The sequence below is a fragment of the Pseudomonas tensinigenes genome (assembly GCF_014268445.2).
GTDB classification, from domain to species: Bacteria; Pseudomonadota; Gammaproteobacteria; order Pseudomonadales; family Pseudomonadaceae; genus Aquipseudomonas; species Aquipseudomonas tensinigenes.
In genome coordinates, this window is sequence record NZ_CP077089.1 from 3,101,209 (window position 1) to 3,125,432 (window position 24,224).

At 60.5% G+C, this 24,224-nt stretch carries 17 protein-coding genes and 2 riboswitches; of the genes, 9 read left to right on the forward strand and 8 right to left on the reverse strand.

Annotation, left to right across the window (positions count from 1 at the left end; translation table 11 throughout):
• Positions 1-129: 129 nt before the first annotated feature.
• A complete protein-coding gene (gene sohB, locus HU718_RS13695) occupies positions 130-1,161 on the forward strand; it encodes a protease SohB (protein WP_186616006.1) in 1,032 nt (343 codons plus the stop codon).
• A 68-nt stretch (positions 1,162-1,229) separates the two neighbouring features.
• Here sohB and HU718_RS13700 read toward each other — a convergent pair whose 3' ends face one another.
• Both HU718_RS13700 and HU718_RS13705 read right to left on the reverse strand, forming a co-directional pair.
• Complete coding sequence (locus HU718_RS13700; RefSeq protein ID WP_038368934.1) at positions 1,230-1,724, reverse strand: DUF934 domain-containing protein; 495 nt, start codon at positions 1,722-1,724, stop codon at positions 1,230-1,232.
• Positions 1,708-3,366: a nitrite/sulfite reductase gene (locus tag HU718_RS13705; protein ID WP_007912574.1), complete on the reverse strand. Its 1,659-nt coding sequence runs from the start codon at positions 3,364-3,366 to the stop codon at positions 1,708-1,710. Before HU718_RS13705 ends, HU718_RS13700 begins: the two co-directional genes overlap by 17 nt.
• A gap of 526 nt (positions 3,367-3,892) precedes the next feature.
• On the opposite strand from HU718_RS13705, the gene HU718_RS13710 reads away from it, so the two are divergent.
• Entirely contained in the window at positions 3,893-4,966 is a 1,074-nt protein-coding gene (locus tag HU718_RS13710) for an ABC transporter substrate-binding protein (RefSeq protein ID WP_150730697.1), read from the forward strand.
• Positions 4,967-4,971: 5 nt separating this feature from the next.
• On the opposite strand, the gene HU718_RS13715 is transcribed toward HU718_RS13710, so the two are convergent.
• Together HU718_RS13715 and metH are read right to left on the reverse strand one after the other, a co-directional pair.
• Complete coding sequence (locus HU718_RS13715) at positions 4,972-5,190, reverse strand: DUF2970 domain-containing protein (RefSeq protein ID WP_110719153.1); 219 nt, start codon at positions 5,188-5,190, stop codon at positions 4,972-4,974.
• A gap of 179 nt (positions 5,191-5,369) precedes the next feature.
• A complete protein-coding gene (gene metH, locus HU718_RS13720) occupies positions 5,370-9,080 on the reverse strand; it encodes a methionine synthase (protein WP_186616005.1) in 3,711 nt (1,236 codons plus the stop codon).
• A gap of 156 nt (positions 9,081-9,236) precedes the next feature.
• On the opposite strand from metH, the gene HU718_RS13725 reads away from it, so the two are divergent.
• From HU718_RS13725 to nfuA, 3 genes are all read left to right on the forward strand, one after another.
• The gene (locus HU718_RS13725) at positions 9,237-11,543 is read left to right on the forward strand and encodes a fatty acid cis/trans isomerase (RefSeq protein WP_186616004.1); all 2,307 of its coding nucleotides are present in this window, start codon (positions 9,237-9,239) and stop codon (positions 11,541-11,543) included.
• A gap of 178 nt (positions 11,544-11,721) precedes the next feature.
• On the forward strand, positions 11,722-12,744 hold the full coding sequence (locus tag HU718_RS13730; protein WP_186616003.1) for an acyltransferase family protein: 1,023 nt from the start codon (positions 11,722-11,724) through the stop codon (positions 12,742-12,744).
• Positions 12,745-12,801: 57 nt separating this feature from the next.
• On the forward strand, positions 12,802-13,386 hold the full coding sequence (nfuA, locus tag HU718_RS13735; RefSeq protein ID WP_007912592.1) for a Fe-S biogenesis protein NfuA: 585 nt from the start codon (positions 12,802-12,804) through the stop codon (positions 13,384-13,386).
• Positions 13,387-13,601: 215 nt separating this feature from the next.
• Here the strand turns inward: nfuA and cobM are convergent, their stop codons facing one another.
• The 4 genes from cobM to HU718_RS13755 all read right to left on the reverse strand — a co-directional run bounded on the left by cobM (position 13,602) and on the right by HU718_RS13755 (position 15,747).
• Positions 13,602-14,348 (reverse strand): precorrin-4 C(11)-methyltransferase, encoded by a 747-nt coding sequence (gene cobM, locus HU718_RS13740; protein WP_186616002.1) that lies wholly within the window; start codon positions 14,346-14,348, stop codon positions 13,602-13,604.
• Positions 14,349-14,429: 81 nt separating this feature from the next.
• Entirely contained in the window at positions 14,430-14,843 is a 414-nt protein-coding gene (locus HU718_RS13745; protein ID WP_150705584.1) for a cobalamin biosynthesis protein, read from the reverse strand.
• The gene (locus tag HU718_RS13750; protein WP_150705583.1) at positions 14,840-15,538 is read right to left on the reverse strand and encodes a CbtA family protein; all 699 of its coding nucleotides are present in this window, start codon (positions 15,536-15,538) and stop codon (positions 14,840-14,842) included. Before HU718_RS13750 ends, HU718_RS13745 begins: the two co-directional genes overlap by 4 nt.
• An 11-nt stretch (positions 15,539-15,549) precedes the next feature.
• Positions 15,550-15,747 (reverse strand): CbtB domain-containing protein, encoded by a 198-nt coding sequence (locus HU718_RS13755; protein WP_003225486.1) that lies wholly within the window; start codon positions 15,745-15,747, stop codon positions 15,550-15,552.
• A 123-nt stretch (positions 15,748-15,870) separates the two neighbouring features.
• A riboswitch (cobalamin riboswitch) is annotated at positions 15,871-16,092 on the reverse strand.
• 990 nt (positions 16,093-17,082) lie between these two features.
• Positions 17,083-17,294: riboswitch (cobalamin riboswitch) on the forward strand.
• A 99-nt stretch (positions 17,295-17,393) separates the two neighbouring features.
• On the opposite strand from HU718_RS13755, the gene cobW reads away from it, so the two are divergent.
• From cobW to HU718_RS13775, 4 genes are all read left to right on the forward strand, one after another.
• Positions 17,394-18,467, forward strand: a complete 1,074-nt coding sequence (gene cobW, locus HU718_RS13760; RefSeq protein WP_034154301.1) for a cobalamin biosynthesis protein CobW — start codon at positions 17,394-17,396, stop codon at positions 18,465-18,467.
• A 3-nt stretch (positions 18,468-18,470) separates the two neighbouring features.
• Positions 18,471-22,319: a cobaltochelatase subunit CobN gene (gene cobN / locus HU718_RS13765; protein ID WP_186616334.1), complete on the forward strand. Its 3,849-nt coding sequence runs from the start codon at positions 18,471-18,473 to the stop codon at positions 22,317-22,319.
• A gap of 233 nt (positions 22,320-22,552) precedes the next feature.
• Positions 22,553-23,554, forward strand: a complete 1,002-nt coding sequence (locus HU718_RS13770) for a magnesium chelatase ATPase subunit I (RefSeq protein ID WP_186616335.1) — start codon at positions 22,553-22,555, stop codon at positions 23,552-23,554.
• 53 nt (positions 23,555-23,607) lie between these two features.
• Positions 23,608-24,219 carry a vWA domain-containing protein gene (locus HU718_RS13775; RefSeq protein WP_437180875.1) on the forward strand — a complete coding sequence of 204 codons (612 nt, stop codon included), beginning with the start codon at positions 23,608-23,610 and terminating at the stop codon, positions 24,217-24,219.
• Positions 24,220-24,224 lie beyond the last annotated feature (5 nt).

A 24,224-nucleotide genomic window follows, 5' to 3' on the forward strand; every position in this document is an offset into this window, starting at 1 on the left:
CGCTTGTTTGAAATGCCCGTTACAGGGGTGTTGCCAGAGGTTTCACGGCTGGCCGATGAGCCGGCGCATGGGTATGCTGGAGCCATCCCGCGTGTGTTTCACATCCACGCACTGTTCTAAGGAGTCTCTGTGGAGTTTTTCACCGAATACGCCAGCTTCCTGGCCAAGACCGTCACGTTGGTGATAGCCATTCTGGTAGTGCTCGCCAGTTTTGCTGCATTGCGTAGCAAGGGCCGGCGCAAATCGGCCGGTCAGTTGCAGGTCAGCAAACTCAATGATTTCTACAAAGGCCTGCGCGAGCGGCTGGAGCAGACCTTGCTCGACAAGGATCAGTTAAAGGCCTTGCGTAAAGGCGAAGCCAAGTCCGAGAAAAGCGCGAAGAAGCAGAAGAAACAACCCGAAGCAAAGTCCCGCGTATTCGTCCTCGATTTCGACGGCGACATCAAAGCCTCGGCCACTGAGAGCCTGCGCCATGAAATCACCGCGCTGCTGACCTTGGCCACGGCAAAAGACGAAGTGGTCCTGCGTCTGGAAAGCGGAGGCGGCATGGTCCACAGCTATGGTCTGGCATCGTCGCAACTGGCGCGTATCCGCGAGGCTGGTGTGCCATTGACCGTGTGCATCGACAAGGTCGCGGCCAGTGGCGGCTACATGATGGCGTGTATCGGCGAGAAGATCATCAGCGCGCCGTTCGCGATTCTCGGCTCGATCGGCGTGGTCGCTCAACTGCCCAACGTCAACCGCTTGCTGAAAAAGCATGATATCGACTTTGAAGTCCTCACCGCCGGCGAGTACAAACGCACCCTGACCGTGTTTGGCGAAAACACCGAGAAGGGCCGCGAGAAGTTTCAGGAAGACCTCGACATCACCCATCAACTGTTTAAGAACTTCGTCGCCCGCTACCGCCCGCAACTGGCTATCGATGATGTGGCCACCGGTGAAGTCTGGCTCGGCGTCGCGGCGCTGGATAAGCAACTGGTCGATGAGCTCAAGACCAGTGATGAATATTTGGCAGACCGGGCGAAAAAAGCCGAGGTCTATCACCTGCACTACGCCGAGCGCAAAAGCTTGCAGGAGCGTATCGGCATGGCCGCCAGCGGCTCGGTCGACCGCGTACTGCTGAGCTGGTGGAGTCGCCTGACCCAGCAGCGCTTCTGGTAACTCGAGCAGGCATAAAAAAACGCCGGTCACATGACCGGCGTTTTTTTGTCCGCGCTAAACCTGAAGACTTAGCGGCGACGGAACAGCGGCAGTGGTTCGTCAGTGGCAGCCTGATAGGTCACCGAGAAGTCCTTGAGGCCTTCCAGCGCTTCGTACGGGTCTTTGTCCGCGCGAATGGCAAAGGCATCAAAACCGCAGCGATGCATGTAGAACAGCTGATCGCGCAGCACATCGCCAATCGCCCGCAATTCACCTTTGAAACCGTAACGGTCGCGCAGCAGGCGGGCGTTGGAGTAGTTGCGGCCGTCAGTGAACGCCGGGAAGTTCAGGGCAATCACCTGAAACTCGGCGACGTCTTCACCGATTTCTTCGGCTTCTTCGTCGGCGTCCAGCCAGACACCCAGACCGCCGTCGCGAGCCTTGAGCATGCGGCTGTGTTCGCGCCACAGTTGCAGCGGCACGATCAGATCGTCGCAGTTACTGATCTCGTCGATGTTGAAATCCTTGGGCAGCAAGTGCCAGGTTTCGTCGACGACCTCGTTGTTCTTAATGATTCGCTGCATAGACGCGTTCCTTGAAGAGGTCGATGCCAATACGCTGGTAGGTGTCGATGAAGCGCTCGTCTTCGGTACGTTGTTCAACGTACACGTCGATCAGCTTCGAGATCACGTCAGGCATGGCTTCCTGTGCGAAGGACGGGCCGAGGATCTTGCCCAGGCTCGCATCCCGGCTGGCGCTGCCGCCGAGGGAGACCTGATAGAACTCTTCGCCTTTCTTGTCGACGCCGAGGATGCCGATGTGGCCGACGTGGTGGTGACCGCAGGCGTTCATGCAACCGGAGATGTTCAGGTCCAGCTCACCGATGTCGAACAGGTAATCGAGGTCGTCGAAGCGGCGCTGGATCGATTCGGCGATCGGGATCGACTTGGCGTTGGCCAGCGAGCAGAAATCACCGCCAGGGCAGCAGATGATGTCGGTCAGCAAGCCGATGTTCGGCGTAGCGAAACCGCCTTCACGCAGTTCGCCCCACAGGGTGAACAACTGGCTTTGCTCGACGTCGGCGAGAATGATGTTCTGCTCGTGCGAGGTACGCAGTTGACCGAAGCTGTAGCGGTCGGCCAGATCGGCGACGGCGTCGAGCTGCTTGTCAGTGATGTCGCCCGGGGCAACGCCGGTCGGTTTCAGCGACAGGGTCACGGCGACATAACCCGGCTTCTTGTGCGCCAGGGTGTTGCGGGTACGCCAGCGGGCGAAACCCGGATGCTCTTTATCCAGCTCGGCCAGTTGCGCAGTCTGGTTGTCCAGCGCCTTGTAGTCCGGGTCGACGAAGTGCTTGGCCACACGCTGCAGTTCGGCGTCGGTCAATGTGGTCTGGCCACCGCGCAGGTGTTCCATTTCCGCATCGACTTTCTGCGCGAACACTTCCGGCGTGAGGGCTTTGACGAGGATCTTGATCCGCGCCTTGTATTTGTTGTCGCGACGGCCGTAGCGGTTGTACACCCGCAGGATGGCGTCGAGATAGCTCAACAGATCCTGCCACGGCAGGAATTCGTTGATGAACGCGCCAACCACTGGCGTACGGCCGAGGCCGCCACCCACCAGCACACGGAAACCCAGTTCGCCAGCGGCGTTGTGCACCGGCTCAAGGCCGATGTCATGGACTTCAATGGCGGCACGGTCAGCGGTCGAACCGTTGACGGCAATCTTGAATTTACGCGGAAGGTAGGCGAATTCCGGGTGGAATGTAGTCCACTGACGGACGATTTCGCACCATGGGCGCGGGTCGATCACTTCATCGGCAGCGACGCCGGCGAACTGGTCGGTAGTGACGTTGCGCAGGCAGTTGCCGCTGGTCTGGATCGCGTGCATCTGCACGGTGGCCAGTTCAGCCAGAATGTCCGGGATGTCTTCCACCGCCGGCCAGTTGAACTGCACGTTCTGCCGCGTACTGATGTGGGCGTAGCCCTTGTCGTAGTCGCGGGCAATCTTGGCCATCATGCGCGTCTGACGCGAAGTCAGCTGGCCGTAAGGCACCGCCACACGCAACATCGGCGCAAAGCGCTGGATGTACAGGCCATTTTGCAGGCGCAGGGGGCGGAATTCTTCTTCGCTCAGCTCACCTGCCAGATAGCGTCGGGTCTGATCACGGAACTGCTTGACGCGGTCCTCGATGATCCGCTGATCGTACTCGTCGTATACGTACATATAAGTCCTGTTCTCAGGCTTGGGCCATTCGGAGTAGCACTGCGTTTTCGCTTGCTGGAGTCCGATTGTGCCTCTGCAATTCTGCGCGCACGGCCGCGCACTCCCTAACGGAGCCGGGGCAATATACCCGTTTGCAGTTATGCGCAAAAGTGATGTTTGAGTATATGTAAAGAACCAAATCGCCTAACGAGAATGGCTGTCAAGTAATCCACATTTGTCGTGCGGACAATCATCGTCTTAACTGTGGTCGAGTCTTTCTGCAATCACCGATAAAACCGACAAGAGGCGATGCAATGAGCAACCCGACCAAGGCAAGAAAAAGCGACAGCAGTGTCGATGCGTGGGCCATCCTGTTCCTGATCATTCTCGTAGTAGGAACAGCGGTATTCTGGGTCAGCCATCAGTAAACGACCGATCCGGGCCTCGCTTGCGACAGATTGTCGGACAAAAAGCGGGGTCAGGCATCAATAGCCGATGAAACGAGGGCTATAATGCGCGGCCATTTTTCGTTGGGCCCGGATGCTTCATGTTCAAGTTTTTCCATATCAGTCTTCTGTTGTTCGGCGCGCTGTTCCAGACCGGCGCGCGGGCAGAGTCTGTGCTGTTTTTGAATCCGGGTTCGACGCAAGAAGCGTTCTGGGTCAGCTATTCGCAATTCATGCAGGCGGCCGCTCAGGATCTGGGAATCGACCTGCAGATCCTCTATTCCCAACGCCAGCCCGAACTGACCCTCGCTCAGGCACGCCTCGCATTACAGGGGCCGAATCGTCCCGAGTACCTGATTTTCGTCAACGAACAATACGTCGCCCCGCAAATCCTGCGTCTGGCGCAGAACAGCGGTGTGAAGCTGTTTATGGTCAACGCCGCACTGACGGCTGACCAGCAGGCCATGGTCGGCGAGCGTGACGACCGCATTGGCAGCCTGGTGCCGAACGACGAGGAGGGCGGTTACTTGATGATGAAGGAACTGATCCGCCTGCATCCGTCGACGCCAGGCACTGAGCCGATTGAAGTGTTGGCGTTCTCCGGGCTGAAGGTCACGCCCTCGGCGCAATTACGCGAGCGCGGCATGCAGCGGGCGCTGGCCGAACATCCACAGACACGCTTGCGACAGCTGGTTTACAGCGGCTGGACCCAAGAACGCGCCTATGAGCAGGCCAAACAGCTGTTCGCCCGTTACCCGAAGGTGTCGCTGGTGTGGTCGGCCAATGATGAAATGGCTTTCGGTGCGATGCGCGCCTACGCCGACATCGGCAAAGTCCCCGGCAAAGATGCCTTGTTCAGTGCGGTCAACACTTCACCGGCGGCCTTGCAGGCATTGGTTGACGGGCGCCTGAGCGCACTGGTCGGCGGACATTTCACCTTGGGTGGCTGGGCGCTGGTCGAGTTGCATGACGTCGAGCAAGGCGTCGAGCTGGATCGCTACGGCGGCCGTGACCGGCAGATTCCGTTGCTGCAACTGATCGACAAGCGTCATGCCCGACAAATGCTGGCCATGGGCAAGTCGCCGAACTACGGCGTGAATTTCCGCAAGCTCTCAGCCAAAGGGCAACCGGCGTCGTATCGCTACCCGTTCACCCTGCAGACTCTGATGCGCTGAACGCGTCAGACCCCGGCGAAGTGCAGCACCAGTTTGACGATGGCAAACAGCGTCAACGCGAAGATGGCGGTGAACACAATCCCCAGCATCACGAAATGGCTGGGCTTGCCATGGGTGAAGTCCCTAGCCCGGTTCTTGCCGCTCTGCACCCCGAACGCCGCCGCCATCACGCTGTGCAGCATCTGCCAGAAGGTCGGCGGTTTGTTGTCGACTGGATCGTCCATAAATCCCTCGTCTGCCGTGTGTGTCACACAAGCATAGCCAACCCTTCGAAGAACACTGCAAAACGAACTGTGGGAGCGAGCCTGCTCGCGAAGGCGTCGTGTCAGTCAGCATCAATGCTGAATAGTCGACCGCATTCGCGAGCAGGCTCGCTCCCACAGGGTGATGCGCTGAAGCTGGATCAGTTGTCGTAGCCGAGGTTCGGCGCCAGCCAGCGCTCGGTCACGCTCAACTCCTGGCCTTTGCGCGAGGTGTAGCTGGCGACTTGATCCTTGTCGACCTTGCCCACGGCAAAGTACTGCGCCTGCGGATGGGCGAAGTACCAGCCGCTGACCGCTGCCGCCGGGAACATCGCGTAGTGCTCGGTGAGGAACACGCCGCTGCGACCAGCGCGCATCTCTTCAGCTTCCGGATCGAGCAGGGCAAACAACGCTGCCTTCTCGGTGTGATCCGGGCACGCCGGGTAACCCGGAGCAGGGCGGATGCCGCTGTATTGCTCTTTGATCAGCGCGTCGTTGTCGAGGATTTCGTCCTTGGCATAGCCCCAGTGCTCTTTACGCACCTGCTGGTGCAGCCATTCGGCGCAAGCCTCGGCCAAACGGTCGGCGAGGGCTTTGACCATGATCGAGTTGTAGTCGTCGCCCGCGTCCTGATAAGCCTTGGCCACTTCTTCGGCGCCGATGCCGGCGGTGGTGATGAAACCCCCGACGTAGTCGATCACTTCGCTGTCCTTCGGTGCGACGAAGTCGGCCAGCGAGAAATTTGGTTTGCCGTCGGTCTTGATGATCTGCTGGCGCAAGTGATGCAGTTTGGCCAATGGCTTGCCGTCATCGCCGTACAGCTCGATGTCATCGTCATGCACCTGATTGGCCGGCCAGAAGCCGAACACCGCACGGGCGCTGATCAGCTTCTCGTCGATCAGCTTGGCGAGCATTTCCTGCGCGTCCTTGTACAGCGCGGTGGCGGCTTCGCCGACCACTTCGTCCTCGAGAATGCGCGGGAACTTGCCGGCCAGATCCCAGGAGATAAAGAACGGCGTCCAGTCGATGTACTCGGCCAAGACCTTGAGATCGATGTTGTCCAGCACCTTGCTGCCGGTGAACGTCGGTTTGACCGGCTCATAAGTTGCCCAGTCGAACTGGGGTTTCTTGGCGATGGCCGCTGCGTAGCTCAAGCGCTCGGTGCGGGCGCTGCGGTTGGCGGTGCGTTCACGCACTTCAACGTATTCCAGGCGCGTCTTCTCGACGAAACCGGCCTTCAATTCTTTCGACAGCAACTGCGTTGCCACGCCCACCGCGCGGGAAGCGTCGGTCACGTACACCACGGCATCGTTGCTGTACTTCGGTTCGATCTTCACCGCGGTGTGCGCTTTGGAGGTGGTCGCGCCACCGATCATCAGCGGCAGGTGGAAGTCCTGACGCTGCATCTCGCGAGCAACGTGAACCATTTCATCCAGCGACGGTGTGATAAGACCGGACAGGCCGATGATGTCGCACTTCTGCTCTTTGGCCACCTGCAGGATCTTCTCGGCCGGCACCATCACGCCGAGGTCGACGATGTCGTAGCCGTTGCAACCGAGCACCACGCCAACGATGTTCTTGCCGATGTCATGCACGTCGCCTTTCACGGTTGCCATCAGAATCTTGCCCTTGGCTTCCGGCTTGTCGCCTTTTTCCAGTTCGATGAACGGGATCAAGTGCGCCACGGCCTGCTTCATCACGCGGGCGGATTTCACCACTTGCGGGAGGAACATTTTGCCGGCGCCGAACAGGTCGCCGACGATGTTCATGCCGGACATCAGCGGGCCTTCGATCACTTCGATCGGGCGCGCGAACGACTGGCGCGATTCTTCGGTGTCTTCAACGATATGCGTGGTGATGCCTTTGACCAGCGCGTGCTCCAGACGCTTGTTGACCTCCCAGCTGCGCCACTCTTCGGTCTCGGCTTCCTTGACGCTGCCGTCGCCCTTGTACTTGTCAGCAATGGCGAGGAGGGCGTCGGTGCCTTCCGGAGTGCGGTTGAGGATCACGTCTTCAACAGCGTCGCGCAGTTCTTGCGGGATCTGGTCGTAGATCTCCAGCTGACCGGCGTTGACGATGCCCATGGTCAGGCCGGCGCGGATTGCGTAAAGCAGGAACACCGAGTGAATTGCTTCACGCACCGGGTTGTTGCCACGGAACGAGAACGACACGTTGGACACGCCGCCCGAGGTCAGCGCGTACGGCAGCTCGTCGCGGATGTAGGCGCAGGCGTTGATGAAGTCCACAGCGTAGTTGTTGTGTTCTTCGATACCGGTAGCGACGGCGAAGATGTTCGGGTCGAAGATGATGTCTTCCGGCGGGAAGCCGACTTCGTTGACCAGAATGTCGTAGGAGCGTTTGCAGATTTCTTTCTTGCGCGCTTCGGTGTCGGCCTGGCCGGCTTCGTCGAACGCCATTACCACCACCGCCGCGCCGTAGCGCTTGCACAGTTTGGCGTGGTGGATGAACTGCTCGACGCCTTCTTTCATGCTGATCGAGTTGACGATGCCCTTGCCCTGAATGCACTTGAGCCCGGCTTCGATCACTTCCCATTTCGACGAGTCGATCATGATCGGTACGCGCGAGATGTCCGGTTCACCGGCGATCAGATTGAGGAAGGTCACCATGGCCTTCTTCGAATCGAGCATGCCTTCGTCCATGTTGATGTCGATCACCTGCGCGCCGGCCTCGACCTGCTGCAGGGCGACTTCCAGCGCTTCGGTGTAGTTGTCTTCACGGATCAGACGGGCGAACTTGGCGGAACCGGTGATGTTGGTACGTTCGCCGACGTTGACGAACAACGAACTGCGATCGATGGTGAACGGTTCCAGACCCGAGAGGCGGCACGCCTTGGGGATGTCCGGAATCTGCCGTGGCGCGTAACCGGCGACGGCTTTGGCGATGGCTTCGATGTGCCCCGGTGTGGTGCCGCAGCAGCCGCCGACGATATTGAGGAAGCCGCTCTGGGCGAATTCTTCGATGACCTTGGCGGTTTCCGACGGCAGTTCGTCGTACTCGCCGAATTCGTTCGGCAGGCCGGCGTTCGGGTGCGCGGAAACGTGGGTGCTGGCCTTGTTCGACAGCTCTTCAAGGTATGGCCGCAGCTCACTGGCGCCGAGCGCACAGTTGAGGCCGACGGAAATTGGCTTGGCGTGCGCCACCGAGTTCCAGAACGCTTCGGTGGTCTGCCCCGACAGGGTACGGCCGGAGGCGTCGGTGATGGTCCCGGAAATCATGATCGGCAGTTCGATGTGCAGCTTTTCGAACACGCCTTGCACAGCGAAGATCGCCGCTTTGGCGTTGAGGGTGTCGAAAATGGTTTCGATCAGGATCAGGTCGGCGCCGCCCTCGATCAGGCCTTTGGTGGCTTCGGTGTAGTTTTCCACCAGCTCATCGAAGGTGACGTTGCGGTAGCCGGGGTTGTTGACGTCCGGCGACAGCGAACAGGTGCGGCTGGTCGGGCCGAGCACGCCGGCAACGAAACGCGGCTTGTCCGGGTTCTCGGCGGTCTTGGCGTCGGCAACCTTGCGGGCCAGACGTGCGCCTTCTACGTTTAACTCGTAGGCCAGTTCTTCCATGCCGTAGTCGGCCATGGAAATGCGCGTGGCGTTGAAGGTGTTGGTTTCGAGGATGTCGGCGCCGGCATCCAGGTAGGCTTTCTCGATGCCGCCGATCACGTCCGGACGGGTGATCACCAGCAGGTCGTTGTTGCCCTTGACGTCACTCGGCCAGTCCGCAAAGCGTTTGCCGCGATAATCCTGCTCTTCGAGCTTGTAGCTCTGGATCATCGTGCCCATGCCGCCGTCGAGTATCAGGATGCGCTCTTTGAGAGCTTGCTTGAGAGCTTGAAGGCGGACGCTGCGATCGGACATTTGGACTACTCGGAAAGACCATTACGAAGGAGCGGGATCATAGCAAACCTGTGCGCTTTTAGAGCATGTAGGGCTTTTGCATGAATATCACTCATGTTGGTACGAGCGTCATACTGTAGAATCGCGGCGTTTTTTTAAAAAATCGGGATCAGCAGCATGTCTTACCGCGTCATTGGTTTTGTGTTGCTGTTTCTCAGCTGGGGCGCCGTGGCGCAAGAGCCAGCGACTGTGCCGGCCATTTCTCAGTCGATTTCATACGTCCGCGACATCCAGCCAATCTTCACCGAGAAGTGCGTGGCCTGCCATGCGTGCTACGACTCGGCCTGTCAGCTCAACCTGGGCAGTGGCGAGGGCGCGGCCCGTGGCGCCAGCAAGATGCCGGTTTACGATGGCGAGCGCACACAAGCGGCGCCGACCACTCGGCTGTTCTACGACGCCTTCGGCAAACGTGCCTGGCAGCAGAAAGACTTTTATTCGGTGCTCGACGCGCAGGGCAGTCAGGCGGCGCTGATGGCGCGGATGCTCGAACTGGGGCACAACACGCCGCTGACGCCAAACGCCAAACTGCCGGAAGAGATTGTGCTGGGCCTGAACCGCGAGAACATGTGCGCGCTGCCCGCCGAGTTTGAGGGTTATGCCGGCGCTCATCCGAAAGAAGGCATGCCGCTGGCGGTGACCGGGCTGACCGATCAGCAATATCAGACCTTGCAGCGCTGGCTGGCCTCGGGTGCGCCGATTGACGAACAAGGCCTGGCGCCGAGCGCCAAAGAGGCGCTGCAAATCGTCCAGTGGGAAAACCTGCTCAACGCTCCCGGCGCACGGCAAAGTCTGGTCGGCCGCTGGTTGTACGAGCACTGGTACCTCGCGCACATCTACTTCAAGGATGGCGAGCCGGGGCATTACTTCCAGTGGGTGCGTTCGCGCACACCGACTGGGCAGCCGATCGACCTGATCGCCACCCGTCGCCCCAACGACGATCCGGGCACCCAGGTGTATTACCGCTTGTGGCCGGTGCAAGGGGTGATCGTGCACAAAACCCACATCACCTACCCGCTGAGCGCGGCGAAGATGGCGCGGGTGAAAAGCCTGTTTTACAGCGGCAACTGGCAGGTCAATGCCTTGCCGGGTTACGGCCCGCAGAGCCGTGCCAATCCCTTCGCGACGTTCGAAGCGATTCCGGCGCAGGCGCGTTACCAGTTCATGCTCGACAACGCCGAATACTTCGTCCGCACGTTTATTCGCGGCCCGGTGTGCCGTGGACAGATTGCGACCGACGTGATCCGCGACAACTTCTGGGCACTGTTCCAGGCACCGGAACACGACCTCTATATCACCGACCCGAACTATCGCGGCCAGGCCACGCCGCTGTTGGCCATGCCGGGGCAGAACGACGATGTCGGCAGCGTGTTGAGCCTGTGGCGCAACTACCGCGACAAGCGCAATGAATATGAGGCTCTGCGCCGCGACAGCTACGCGGATCTCCCCGCGCCGAGCTGGTCGACCCTGTGGGCCGGCAACGACAACGCCTTGCTGAGCATTTTTCGCCACTTCGACAGCGCTTCGGTGACCAAAGGCCTGATTGGCGAGGTGCCGCAGACGATGTGGCTGTTTGACTATCCGCTGCTGGAACGCACCTATTACCAGTTGGCGGTCAACTTCGATGTGTTCGGCAACGTCTCCCATCAGGCGCAAACCCGTCTGTATTTCGACCTGATCCGCAACGGCGCCGAGCAGAACTTCCTGCGCCTGATGCCCGCTGATTCGCGCGAAGACTATCTCGACGATTGGTACCAGAGCGGTGGCCAGTTCAAGATGTGGCTCGATTACGAGGCGATTGACGACGATAAGCCGACCGCGTTGAAGCTCGATGAGAAAGACCCGAAATACGACTTCGCCATGCAATTACTCGCGCGTTACGGCGATCTCAATGCGCGGCCCGATCCGATCAACCGTTGCGACGGCGCTTATTGCTCGCGGCCGAATATCGACCCGGCGCTGCAAAATGCCGAGCAGGCGTTGAGTCGCCTGACTTCGCGCCCGGCCGCCGGTTTGACGGTGATTGATCAGCTCCCGGAAGCGACGATGCTGCGCATTGAAACCGCCAGCGGCAAACGCGAGGTCTACAGCCTGTTGCGCAACCGCGCCCATAGCAATGTGGCGTTCCTGCTGGGCGAGTCGCTGCGCTATCAACCGGGGCTGGACACACTGACCATTTACCCGGGCGTGCTCAGCAGTTATCCGAACTTCATCTTTAATGTCCCGGCCGATCAGGTGCCGGCGTTTGTCGATGCAATGGAAAACGCCAAGGATGCCAAGCGCTTCGAGAAAATCCTCGAACGCTGGGGGATTCGTCGCAGTCATCCCCAATTCTGGTTCTATTTCCACGATTTGAGTCAGTACCTGCACGAAACCGAACCGGTGGAAGAGGGCGTGCTGGACATGAACCGCTACGAGAATCTTTGATCGATTCAGATTGGCTTGCTGTCCCAACTTCAAGCAACACCGCAAAACCCTGTAGGAGCTGTCGAGTGAAACGAGGCTGCGATCTTTTGATCTTTAAGAATCAAGATCAAAAGATCGCAGCGTGCCGCAGCTCCTACAGAGATTGAGGTGAATTTGAGGGTGTGATCGGGAGCAGGTGATGTTGATTTCAGTGCAAGCCCTGCGTGCGCTGGCCGCGTGGACGGTGGTCTGCCATCACTTCATGCAGATTTTCTTCGACTTCCAGGCGCGTGGGCCTATCGGGCAGTTGTTCATCGACAAGGGCGCGGTAGGCGTCGATATCTTCTTCGTCATCAGCGGTCTGGTTATTTTCCTCTCGACCGAGAACAAACCGCTGCCGCCCGCGCGTTTTCTGTTGTATCGGCTGTTTCGCATTGTCCCGGCGTATTGGCTATACACGCTGTTGATGGCGCTACTGGTGGTGTTTGCCCAGCCGTTACTGCCGGATCAGACCGTGGATTGGGGCCATCTGCTGTTGTCGTTGCTGTTCATTCCGACTGAGAACCCCGGCGGCTACGGCCTCTATCCGACGCTGAATGTCGGCTGGACGCTGAATTACGAAATCCTGTTTTACCTGCTGTTCGCCTGGGCGCTGCTGTTTCGCTTGCAGGTGCGCCTGCTGGTGGTCGCGGCGCTGCTGTTTGCCGTGTGTCAGGCGTGGACCGGGTTTGGCTGGATCAGCGAGTTTTACCGTTCGGACATCGTCTATGAGTTTCTGCTGGGGATCGGCATCGGCATGCTCTATCGCCGGGGCTGGATCGGCGCGGGACTGTGGCTGCCGCTGGCGGCCATCATCGCGGCGTTGCTGGCGATTTATCATTGGGCACCGGCGCCGAGGTTGCTCAACTGGGGCGTACCGAGTGCGCTGCTGGTGATGGCGTGTATCTCGCTTGAGCGTTATGTCGAGCGCAGTCGTGTCCTCAAACTGCTCGGCGATTGCTCGTATTCGGTGTACTTGATGCACGTTCTGGTGCTCTCGGCGGGCGGTTATCTGGCCCGGCGCTACGGCATCAATCCGTATTTGATGTTTGTCGTGTGTGCGCTGGCCATCGGCGTCGGCTCCTGGTTGAGCTACGAATGGGTGGAGAAACGCAGCTATCGCTGGCTCAAGGCGCGGATCGACGGCGGGGCGGACGAGAATCTTTCCCGACAAAAATACTAGGACTTTGTCCGGCGCAACGATTGGCGTAAACTGCGCCCAAGCCTGCGAGGAGTTTCCATGACCGCTATTACCATTACCGACGCCGCCCACGATTACCTGGCTGATCTGCTCTCCAAGCAGAACACCCCGGGCATCGGCATCCGCGTCTTCATCACCCAGCCTGGCACCCAGTACGCCGAAACCTGCATTGCCTACTGCAAGCCGGGCGAAGAAAAACCTGAAGACACCGCGCTGGGGCTGAAAAGCTTCACCGCGTATATCGATCACTTCAGCGAAGCGTTTCTCGATGACGCCGTCGTCGACTACGCCACCGACCGCATGGGCGGCCAGCTGACCATCAAGGCGCCCAACGCCAAAGTGCCGATGGTCAACGCCGACAGCCCGGTCAACGAGCGCATCAACTACTACCTGCAAACCGAAATCAACCCGGGGCTGGCCAGCCACGGCGGTCAGGTCAGCCTGATCGATGTGGTTGAAGACGGCATCGCCGTTCTGCAGTTCGGTGGTGGTTGCCAGGGCTGCGGCCAGGCGGACGTGACCTTGAAGGAAGGCATCGAGCGTACCTTGCTCGAGCGCATCCCGGAGCTGAAAGGCGTTCGCGACGTGACCGACCACACGCAGAAAGAAAACGCCTACTACTAAGGTGTTCGCTGCGGACATGAAAAACGGCGCCCCGTGAGCGCCGTTTTTTTATGGGTGAGTTTTTTATGGATGAAATGTATCGACGCCTTCGCGAGCAAGCTCGCTCCCACATTTGATCGCATTCCAAATGTGGGAGCGAGCCTGCTCGCGAAGGGGCCTTTGATCGTTCCCACGCTCTGCGTGGGAATGCAGCCCGGGACGCTCCGCGTTCCAATTTATGGTCTGTAGAGGTGAGCATGCCCGGCGCGATACAACGATGACTCGCTGAACACCTCACTCCCCAAAACGCGACCCACCAGAATCAACGCCGTACGCCGAAACCCCTTGGCCTCAACCTTTTCAGCAATATCCGCCAGCGTCCCGACCACCCAATCCTGATCCGGCCACGTCGCCCGGTGAATCACCGCAATCGGGCAGTCGGCGCCGTAATGCGGCAGCAGTTCCGCCAGAATCTTGGCCAGATGATTGACCCCCAGATGAATCGCCATGGTCGCGCCGTGCTGCGCCAGACTGCCGAGTTCTTCGCCTGCCGGCATGGCGGTTTTATCGGCATAGCGGGTCAGAATCACACTTTGTGAAACATCCGGCAGGGTCAGTTCCGCGCCGAGCAACGCGGCACAGGCTGCCGTTGCCGTCACTCCCGGGATGATTTCGAACGGGATATTCAACTCACGCAGATAACGAATCTGCTCACCAATCGCGCCATACAGGCTCGGATCACCGGAATGCACCCGCGCCACATCGTGGCCCTTGGCATGCGCCGTTTTGATCAGTTCGATGATCTGTTCCAGATGCAATTCAGCGCTGTTGACCACCGTTTCGGCTTGATGGCCGTCGAGCACTGCCGCCGGCACCAACGAGCCTGCGTAGATAATCACCGGGCAACTGCGGATCAGCCGCTGGCCTTTGACGGTGATCAATTCCGGGTCGCCGGGGCCGGCGCCGATGAAGTAGACGGTCATCGTTGAATCCTGAGTAAAAGAGGGCACGACCGCGTTGCAGATGAACAACGCTCATGATCAATGGCGGAGATTATCGGGATTTTACGCCGCGCCGGCCAATGCCAACGTTGCCTGAGCGTATTTTTGCCGGGAAATCAGCAGTTTTGCCGGGGCTTGAATCAGCTGTTCAGCGAGCGCAAGCGCGGCACTTTCGGCGACGCCGTAGCAACCGGTGCGTTCGTAGGCGATCTGCGAATGGTGACTGAGTCGTTGCTGGTAACTGGCCAATTCCTCGCTGCTGAAGTACAGCAAGGGCAGGGCCAGTTGTGCAGCAAGCTCTTGCAGACCCGGCTCGTCGCGCTTCAAGTCGATGCTGGCCAAGGCCTTGACCGCTTCAAGGTCGATGCGATGGGCCTGCAATGCCTGATCGAGTAACGCGCGCAGCGTGCTGGCCGGACAGCCGCGCTGGCAGCCCAGACCGACCACGAAGGTCGGCGCTGCGCGGTCATCGGTCATGCGTGGTATTGGCCAGCGCTTTTGCGGCGGAACAACCAGGCGCTGATCAGGCCCAGGGCCAGCCAGAACACCACGTTGGTCAACTGCGAAGCAATTTTGAACTGGGCTTCCAATGCCTCGGGAGCGAGCATCGAATGCACTTGCGGCTGTGGCGCGCCGATCACGTGCGGCACCGCGAGAATGGCGACACCAAGGATCTTCATCAGCCAGTGACGGCTGAACGCGATCAGCGACAGGCCGACAGCGGTCGAAGCGGCGGTGCCGATCCACCACATCTGGCGTGAAGCCAGATCAGCAGCGGCAGTGCCCGGCAATTCAGGTGGCAGGCCCATCGTCGGTGCCAGTACGAATGTCGCGTAACCAGCCAGGCCCCAGAGCAAGCCTTGCGAGGTTTTGGTCGGTGCGCGCAGGGTGTAGAGGCCAGCGAGCATCAGGGCGAAACCCACCGCAACCACCAGATTGCCGCCTGTGGTCGAGACCACGCGCTGCCAGCCGTCTTCCGGCTCCCAGGCCTCGGCATCGTGGGTGTGCGCAGCCACGCCAGCGGCGTGTTCGTGAACCGCCACCGGCTCGGACTTCTCGAAGGTTTCCGCCTGCAGAATCAGCGGCGAGACCCAAAAGCTTTGCAGCAGGGTGAGGAGCAGGGCGGCCAGCAGACCGGTGAAACCTGCGGTTTGCGCAATACGCTTGATCATGTCGACAGGTCTCAGTGGCACGGGAACGCGGCGCTGTGGCGGGTATCGTGGGCGGCGTTGTGCACCGCTTCGATGTGCGAGAAACCGGCGAAGTAGACCAGGCTGGCACCAAGGATCGACGCGAAGATCGCGGCGGTCAGGCGTTGGCTCAGGGTGGCGGTGCTGGAAATTTTGTCCGTGTTACTGCCGGTGCTGCTGATGATCGACATGGCGCTTCCCTCTGGAATGTCAGTGGGTGAATCGAGCGCATGAAAACCCCTGCGGGTCGGGCTCGCAGAGGTTCGAACAGCGCCCGCCCACCGCGGGTTTGTTATGTTCAGCGACGCACAAATGCGGGCTGTGTGTTGCGGGCCGGTCTCCGGGCTCACGAGGGGTTGGCGTCAGGCCGACCTGCAAGCGTCACCTTCCCATGCCTTGTTGGCACAGTGGTTTTGACGCTTCGCTCGCTTACCGTTGCGGGGGCAGCACCGGACTGACATGGGCTTGAGTAAAGCACATGATTCACCGGTTTCCCGTTTCACCCTGTGAAGGGCACCCGTAACAAGTTGTGTAGGAGAGCATGGGGGTGGGGTTTTGGTCAATTTTTGGGTGAATATCCGTTGCTGCGGGTGTGGCTGATTACGGTTCCGCCCTTACGGCGGGTCACTTTTGGCAAACGCCCCAAAAGTAACCAAAAGGTCTTCGCCCTGACGTTCGGCCCGCTCGCTAAAGCTCGGGGTTCCTTCGCTCCGGGATCGATCCGGGCGCAGCGTCTCCGGTTTGCTTCGCTGCACCTCCTCTCGCTGTGTTTGGCTGCGCCAAACGGTCGCTGCGCTCCCACCCCCGGATCAATCCCTCCACTCAGCCTGCCGACGGGCTCCAAGATCAAAAGCAGGCGAGCTGACACTCGGCCTATTGAGTGGTGAGGAGCGGGTGTTGGACTTTGGTTTTGTGGTGGATGTGCCCCTCACCCCAGCCCTCTCCCGAGGGAGAGGGAGCCGATTTGTGGGCTTTTCAAAATCTGAGTTCGACTCGGTATTGCACGTCGGCGTAGCTCTCCCAAACACCCCGATCAGTCCCCCTAACCTCATGGATAGGGGGCCGATTTTTTTGCTTTTTTGAGCCTGAGTTCAACGCGGTATCGCACGTCGGCGTACCTCGCCCAAACAACTCGATCAGTCCCCTCTCCCTCCGGGAGAGGGCTAGGGTGAGGGGCTTTTGATCTGGCTTTGGCTCTTGATCTGGCTTTTGATCTGGCTTTTTTGCCCCTTCGGCAGGCCGAGCGAAGGTGTTCATCCGGGGTTAGGCGCGCAGCGCCGTTCGACGAAGTCGAACACATCGAGAGGAGGTGCAGCGAAGCAAACCGTAGGCGATGCCCCCGGATGGACACCGTAGCGAGGGAACACTGAGCCTCAGCGAAGTGCCGTACGCCGGGGCAAGCCTTTTTGGTTACTTTTTCGGCGTCTGGAAAAAGTGACCCGCCGTAAGGGCGGAACCCTAAGTAGCCGTTGCCGCAGCAACGGATATACCCCCAATCCAAACATTGACCCATAACCACACCATGCGTAGCCTTGCGCTTTCGAGGTTCTTTGGCCGCTGCCGAAGCTAAGAAGGGAACGCGGTCAATGCCGCGGCTGCCCCCGCAACTGTGAACGGTGATGTTCGCTGCCACGCCACTGCCAGCTCAACCCATGAGCCAGCGGGAAGGCGCAGCGAATGCCAGGCCCAGCGCCTGAACACCGTCAGCCAGGAGACCTGCCTCGTCACAGATTCTCACTACAACCGGGCGGGGTGATCCGGTGGCGAACTCTCCGGGCACGCACGTGCGCTGCCGGTTCTCGTCCCGTATGCCCGCCGCTTGCCAAAGGGCATACCGATGAAAACACTGGCCAAACTACCCGTCACCATCGTCACCGGCTTCCTCGGTTCGGGCAAAACCACGCTGCTGCGGCACATGCTCGACAACGCTCAGGGCCGTCGTATCGCGGTAATCGTCAACGAGTTTGGCGAGTTGGGCATTGACGGTGAAATCCTCAAGCAATGCACCATCGGTTGCACCGAAGAAGAAGCCACCGGCCGCGTTTACGAACTGGCCAACGGCTGCCTGTGCTGCACCGTTCAGGAAGAATTCTTCCCGGTGATGCGCGAGCTGGTTGCGCGTCGCGGCGACCTCGACCACATCCTCATCGAAACCTCGGGTCTGGCCCTGCCAAAACCGCTGGTGCAAGCCTTCCAGTGGCCGGAAATCCGCAGCGCCTGCACCGTTGACGCAGTGATCACCGTGGTCGACAGCCCGGCCGTGGCCGCTGGCACCTTCGCTGCATTCCCGGATCAGGTCGATGCCCAGCGCAAACTCGATCCGAACCTCGACCACGAATCGCCGCTGCACGAACTGTTCGCCGACCAACTGGCCAGCGCCGACCTGGTAATCCTCAACAAGGCCGACCAGACCAGCCCTGAAGATCTCGCTCGCGTTCGCGCTGAAGTCGCCGAAGAGCTGCCACCGGCGGTGAAAATCATCGAAGCCAGCAACGGTCGTCTGCCACTGGACGTGTTGATCGGCCTCGGCGCCGGTTCCGAAGAACACATCGACAGCCGTCACAGCCATCATGATCACCACCACGGTGAAGGCGATGACGACCACGATGACCACGATCACGACGCCTTCGATTCGATCTCCATCGAATTGCCGCAAGCCGACGAAAGCCTGCTGCTCGACGCCCTGACGCAACTGGTGGTCAAGCACGGCATCCTCCGTGTCAAAGGTTTCGCCGCCATTCCAAACAAGCCGATGCGCCTGTTGATCCAGGGCGTGGGCACGCGTTTCGACAAGCATTTCGACCGTCAGTGGGGCGCCGATGAAGCGCGCGTGACGCGTCTGGTGTTGATCGGTCAGGAACTCGACGCCGCCCAACTCGAAGCGCAACTGCGCGCTGCGCTCAGCGTTTAAGCCATGCACCTGCTCAGGACCCAGCCCGGCGGTTTCGTCTCGGATGACAACATTGCCGACCTTGGCCAAACCCCCGCCGAGCTGGTGATCCTGTGCAGCGGCGACTCCAGCCTCGCGCTGCTCGCCGAAGCGGCGCAGCAGTTGCCGGAAGATTATCCGAGCCTGCGTCTGGCCAATCCGATGCAGGTGCAGAATCACGCTTCGGTCGATCTGTACGTCGATGAAGTGCTGCGCCACGCCAAGGTGATCCTGATTTCGCTGCACGGTGGCATCGCCTATTGGCGCTATGGCGTCGAGCGTCTGATCGAGTTGTCCGAGCGTGGTGTGCAGGTGATTCTGGTACCGGGCGATGACCGTCCCGATCCGGAGCTCAGCGACTTGAGCACCGTCAACGCGGTGGATCGTGATCGACTCTGGCAGTTCCTGCGTCAGGGCGGTCTGGGCAATGCGCTGGATTTTTTCCGTTGTCTGGCCAACCGTTGGCTCGCCCGTGATTACGCTTGGGAAGAACCGCAGACTCTGCCGCGCACGGCGATTTACCACCCGAACAAAACCAGCGCCGCACTGAGTGACTGGCAAGCCGAATGGCTGCCGGAAAACCCGGTGGCGGCGGTGCTGTTTTACCGCTCGCATTTGCAAGCGGCGAACACCGCGTTCATCGATGTTTTCTGCCAGCGCTTGCAGGCGGCGGGGCTGAATCCGCTGCCGATCGCCGTGGCCAGTCTGAAAGAACCCGGCTGCTTGGTGGTGGTCGAGGATTGGCTGGACGAAGTCGAGGCGAGGGTGATTCTCAACACCACCGGTTTCGCCCAATCCAGCCCTGAAGCACCGCACTTGCGACCGTTTCGCCGCAATATTCCGGTGATTCAAGCGATTTGCGCGCAAGACAACGAGCCCGGTTGGCGCGACAGCGAGCAAGGCCTCGGCCCGCGCGATCTGGCGATGCATATTGCCTTGCCGGAGCTCGACGGGCGCATCATCAGCCGACCGATCAGCTTCAAGGATCTCGCTTGGCGCAGTGAGCGCAGTCAGTCCGATGTGGTCTGCTATCGCGCGCAGCCTGAGCGCATGGATTTTGTCGCTGAACTGGCAAGGCGCTGGATCAATCTGGCGCGGGTGCCAAATGGCGAAAAACGCATCGCGCTGATTCTCGCCAACTACCCGACCCGCGATGGGCGCATCGGCAACGGCGTCGGTCTCGACACGCCGGCAGCAGCGCTGAATATCCTTCGCGCGTTGCAGGCTGAGGGTTATCCCATTGCGGCCGAACTGCCGGGCAGCGGCACCGAGTTGATCCAGCAATTGCTCGGTGGCGTCAGCAACGATCTCGACACGATTGATCTGCGCCCGTGCCAGCAAAGCCTGGCGATGGACGCTTACCTGACGATGTTCAACGCGCTGCCTGAGGCCAATCGCAGCGCCGTGATAGAGCGCTGGGGTACGCCAGAAAACGATCCGATGTGCCGCGACGGGCGCATGATGATCGCCGGCATTCGCTTCGGCCTGACCTTCGTCGGCATTCAACCGGCGCGTGGTTATCAGGTTGACCCGAGCGCGGTCTATCACGACCCGGATCTGGTGCCGCCGCATGCTTATCTGGCGTTCTATTTCTGGTTGCGCAACACCTACGGCGCCCACGGCGTGATTCACGTCGGCAAGCACGGCAACCTCGAATGGCTGCCGGGCAAAGGCGTCGGGCTTTCGGAAAACTGCTGGCCGGATGCGTTGCTCGGGCCGCTGCCGAATATCTACCCGTTTATCGTCAACGACCCGGGTGAGGGCGCGCAGGCCAAACGACGCACCCAAGCGGTAATCATCGACCACCTGATGCCACCGCTGACCCGTGCCGAAACCTACGGCCCGCTGCGCAATCTGGAACTGCTGGCCGACGAGTATTACGAAGCGCAACTGCTCGATCCGCGCCGCGCCCGCGAGTTGCAGCGCGACATTCTGCAATTGGTGCGCGAGACGCAGATCGATCGTGAATTGCAGCTTGATGCCGGGCTGGATAGTGACGCCGATGCGGCGATCTGGTTGCCGCGCCTCGATACGTATTTGTGTGATTTGAAGGAATCGCAGATTCGCGACGGGCTGCACATTTTTGGTGAGTCGCCGAGCGGGCGATTGCGCATTGATACGTTGCTGGCGTTGCTGCGCATTCCACGCGGAGACGGGAAAGGCGCGCAGTCGAGTCTGCTGCGCGCACTGGCCAAAGCATTCGAACTCGGTTTCGATCCACTCGATTGCGCGCTAGCCGATCCATGGACAGGGCCGCGTCCCGAGGCGCTGCAATCGCAAAGCGAGGAAGTCTGGCGCACTGCCGGCGACACCCGCGAACGCCTGGAACTGTTTGCTTCGAACCTAATCTCCCAAAAACTACAAATCCCCTGTAGGAGTGAGCCTGCTCGCGATAGCGGAGTGTCAGCCAACATTGATTTAACTGAAACACCGCCATCGCGAGCAGGCTCACTCCTACAAGGACCGCGTTGGGCTGAAGTCAGTGCGATTATCGACAACTTGCGCGAAGTCGTCGCCCCACGCCTCGATGCTTGCGGCCCCGCCGAAATGCGCGGCCTGCTCGACGCCCTCAGTGGTCGCTTCGTCCCCGCCGGCCCGAGCGGCGCGCCCAGCCGTGGTCGCCTCGACGTGTTACCGACCGGCCGCAATTTCTACTCGGTCGACGTACGCAACCTGCCGACCACCACCGCGTGGCGCATCGGTTTCCAGTCAGCGACGTTGATTCTTGAGCGACACCTGCAAGACCACGGCGATCACCTGCGCCAGCTCGGATTATCCGTGTGGGGCACCGCGACCATGCGCACCGGCGGTGACGACATCGCCCAGGCCATGGCGCTGATGGGCGTACGCCCGGTATGGGCCACCGGCAGTCAGCGCGTCGATGATTTCGAGATCCTGCCGCTGAGCCTGCTCGACCGCCCGCGCGTTGATGTCACGTTGCGGGTTTCCGGATTTTTCCGCGATGCGTTTGCCAATTTGATCCGCCTGTTCGACGCGGCGGTGCAAGCAGTGGCAGCGCTGGACGAGCCGGATGATCTCAATCCGCTGGCGGCGAAAGTTCGGGCCGAACGCGAGGCGTTGTTGCAGTCGGGTCTGGATGAGGACAGCGCGCGGCGCCAGGCCGGTTGGCGCATTTTCGGTGCCAAACCCGGCGCTTATGGCGCAGGTGTGCAAGGCGCGATCGATGGGCGTTTGTGGCAAAGCCGCGAAGACCTTGCCGAGGTCTATCTGAACTGGGGCGCCTACGCCTATGGCGGCTCCGATGAGGGCACTGCCGCGCGCGAACAGTTCGTCCAGCGCCTGAGCCAGGTGCAAGCGGTGCTGCAGAATCAGGACAATCGCGAGCACGACTTGCTTGATTCCAACGACTACTACCAATTCCAGGGCGGCATGCTTGCTGCTGTGGAAACCCTGCGTGGCGAGGCGGCGGCCAGTTATCACGGCGATCACAGCCAACCGGATCTGCCGAAGATTCGCACGCTGAAAGAAGAGCTGAACCGGGTGATCCGCTCGCGGGCGGCCAATCCGAAATGGATCGACGGGGTCAAGCGCCACGGCTATAAAGGCGCGTTCGAAATGGCGGCGACGGTGGATAACCTGTTCGCGTTTGACGCGACGACGCAGTTGATCGATGACCACCAGTACGCTTTGTTGGCGGATGCTTATTTGCTCGATCCGGCGACGCGGGAGTTTGTTCGTGAGCATAATCCGCATGCGTTGCGGGACATGACTGAGCGGATGCTTGAGGCGCAGCAGCGAGGGATGTGGCAGGAGCCGGGGGCTTATAAAGAGGCGTTGGAGAATCTGCTGCTGGATATTGAGGAAGATATGTAGCGTCCTCAGGAAAGTCACCCCCTCACCCCAGCCCCCCAAGGGGGCGAGGGGGAAAGGGAGCCGATTTGTGTTGGCTTGGAGTCTGAGTTCAACTCGATAAACCAGGTCGGCGTACCTTGAAAGTACACCTCGGTCAGTTCCCTCTCCCTCCGGGAGAGGGCTAGGGTGAGGGCTACCCTGACTGACACACCACCACACCAAGAACACCCAAGACCACGACAGAGAAAACCCAAATGACCGACATCCCACATTTCCCGCTCTCCGCCGTGGTCGGCGCCGATGACCTGAAACTCGCCCTGTGCCTCACCGCCATCGACCCGAAAATCGGTGGCGTGCTGATCGAAGGCCCGCGCGGCATGGCCAAATCCACCCTGGCCCGTGGCCTGGCGGATCTGCTCGCCAGCGGCCAGTTCGTCACCTTGCCACTGGGCGCTACCGAAGAACGTCTGGTCGGCACCCTCGACCTCGACGCCGCCCTCAGCGAGGGCCGCGCGCAATTCTCACCGGGCGTGCTGGCCAAGGCTGACGGCGGCGTGCTCTACGTCGATGAAGTCAATCTGCTGCCCGATCATTTGGTGGATCTGCTGCTCGACGTTGCCGCCAGCGGCACCAACCTGATCGAGCGTGACGGTATCTCCCATCGGCACTCGGCGAAGTTCGTGCTGATCGGCACCATGAATCCGGAAGAGGGCGAGTTGCGTCCGCAGTTGCTCGACCGCTTCGGCTTGAACGTTGCCCTCAGTGGCCACACGGCACCGACCGAGCGCGGGCAGATCATCCGTCGGCGGCTGGATTTCGACAGCAACCCGCAAGCGTTCTGCGCGCAGTGGGAAACCGAACAACAAAACCTGCGCGCGCGTTGCGAGTACGCTCGCGGCGCCTTGGCCAATATTGCGCTGGACGATGCCGCACTCGCGCAGATCACTGAGCGTTGTTTCGCCGCCGGAGTCGATGGTCTGCGTGCCGACCTGGTCTGGTTGCGCGCGGCGCGTGCCCACGCGGCATGGCGCGGGGCTGAGGAGATTGGCGAAGAGGACATCGACGCCGTGGCCGAGTTTGCCCTGCGCCATCGGCGTCGCGAGCAAGCGCCATCGAGCCCGCAGCAACCTGCCCAGTCGCCAGCCGAAACCCAGGCCTCGTCGAGCGAAGGGCAGGGCCAGTGGGGCGATATGCCGGCGCCCGCGCTTGCCACTGGCGCTCGCCGTGAAGTGCCGAGCTGGCCAAAAAAGCCTTAGGCATTCGCCCCCGATCCGATGCGGGGGCGAATGCCAGACCCCGCGCCGGACAGTTGGACAACGGACGCCAAGGCAAGCGTCATGTCGCTCGCAGCGGTATGGTGAACTGGCCGGGCACATTGCTCAACGGGCGTCCTCGGACCCGTGAAGATCTGGTCTTTCAACTGCGCACGCGTTCGCCGCATGAACTGTGGCTGGTCATCGTCGATGCTTCAGCTTCGACGCGGCGCCATCACGCCTTGAGCGATGCCAAAGGTTTGCTCGCGCAACTGTTCGATGACGCCTATCGCCAGCGCGCGCGCCTCGCATTATTGACGGCCAGTGGTTCGGCGCCGAAATGGCAGGTGCAGGGATTGAAGGCGTCCAGCGGCTTGCGTGTCTGGCTGGAGGCTTTGGGGGCCGGCGGCGGCACACCGTTGCTGGCAGCGCTTGGGCAGGCAGCGCAATGGTTGGCGGTGCGGCGCAAGCGCTTTCCCGCTGAACAGCAACGGCTGTTGGTGGTGACCGATGGGCGTTTGAAACAGTGGTCAGGATTGCCGGCGCTGGCGTGTCCGGGCTTGTTGATCGATATCGAGCGCGGGCCGATTCGGTTGGGGCGGGCGCGGGATCTGGCTTCAGCGTTGGGATCCGAGTATCGACACATTGATGAGCTGATTTCTCTCTAACCTTT

Coding starts and splice junctions, on each gene's coding strand:
- HU718_RS13700 (WP_038368934.1), bottom strand. CDS start 1,724: ATGCAGCGAATCATTAAGAACAACGAGGTCGTCGACGAAACCTGGCAC.
- HU718_RS13705 (WP_007912574.1), bottom strand. CDS start 3,366: ATGTACGTATACGACGAGTACGATCAGCGGATCATCGAGGACCGCGTC.
- HU718_RS13710 (WP_150730697.1), top strand. CDS start 3,893: ATGTTCAAGTTTTTCCATATCAGTCTTCTGTTGTTCGGCGCGCTGTTC.
- HU718_RS13715 (WP_110719153.1), bottom strand. CDS start 5,190: ATGGACGATCCAGTCGACAACAAACCGCCGACCTTCTGGCAGATGCTG.
- metH (WP_186616005.1), bottom strand. CDS start 9,080: ATGTCCGATCGCAGCGTCCGCCTTCAAGCTCTCAAGCAAGCTCTCAAA.
- HU718_RS13725 (WP_186616004.1), top strand. CDS start 9,237: ATGTCTTACCGCGTCATTGGTTTTGTGTTGCTGTTTCTCAGCTGGGGC.
- HU718_RS13730 (WP_186616003.1), top strand. CDS start 11,722: ATGTTGATTTCAGTGCAAGCCCTGCGTGCGCTGGCCGCGTGGACGGTG.
- nfuA (WP_007912592.1), top strand. CDS start 12,802: ATGACCGCTATTACCATTACCGACGCCGCCCACGATTACCTGGCTGAT.
- cobM (WP_186616002.1), bottom strand. CDS start 14,348: ATGACCGTCTACTTCATCGGCGCCGGCCCCGGCGACCCGGAATTGATC.
- HU718_RS13745 (WP_150705584.1), bottom strand. CDS start 14,843: ATGACCGATGACCGCGCAGCGCCGACCTTCGTGGTCGGTCTGGGCTGC.
- HU718_RS13750 (WP_150705583.1), bottom strand. CDS start 15,538: ATGATCAAGCGTATTGCGCAAACCGCAGGTTTCACCGGTCTGCTGGCC.
- HU718_RS13755 (WP_003225486.1), bottom strand. CDS start 15,747: ATGTCGATCATCAGCAGCACCGGCAGTAACACGGACAAAATTTCCAGC.
- cobW (WP_034154301.1), top strand. CDS start 17,394: ATGAAAACACTGGCCAAACTACCCGTCACCATCGTCACCGGCTTCCTC.
- cobN (WP_186616334.1), top strand. CDS start 18,471: ATGCACCTGCTCAGGACCCAGCCCGGCGGTTTCGTCTCGGATGACAAC.
- HU718_RS13770 (WP_186616335.1), top strand. CDS start 22,553: ATGACCGACATCCCACATTTCCCGCTCTCCGCCGTGGTCGGCGCCGAT.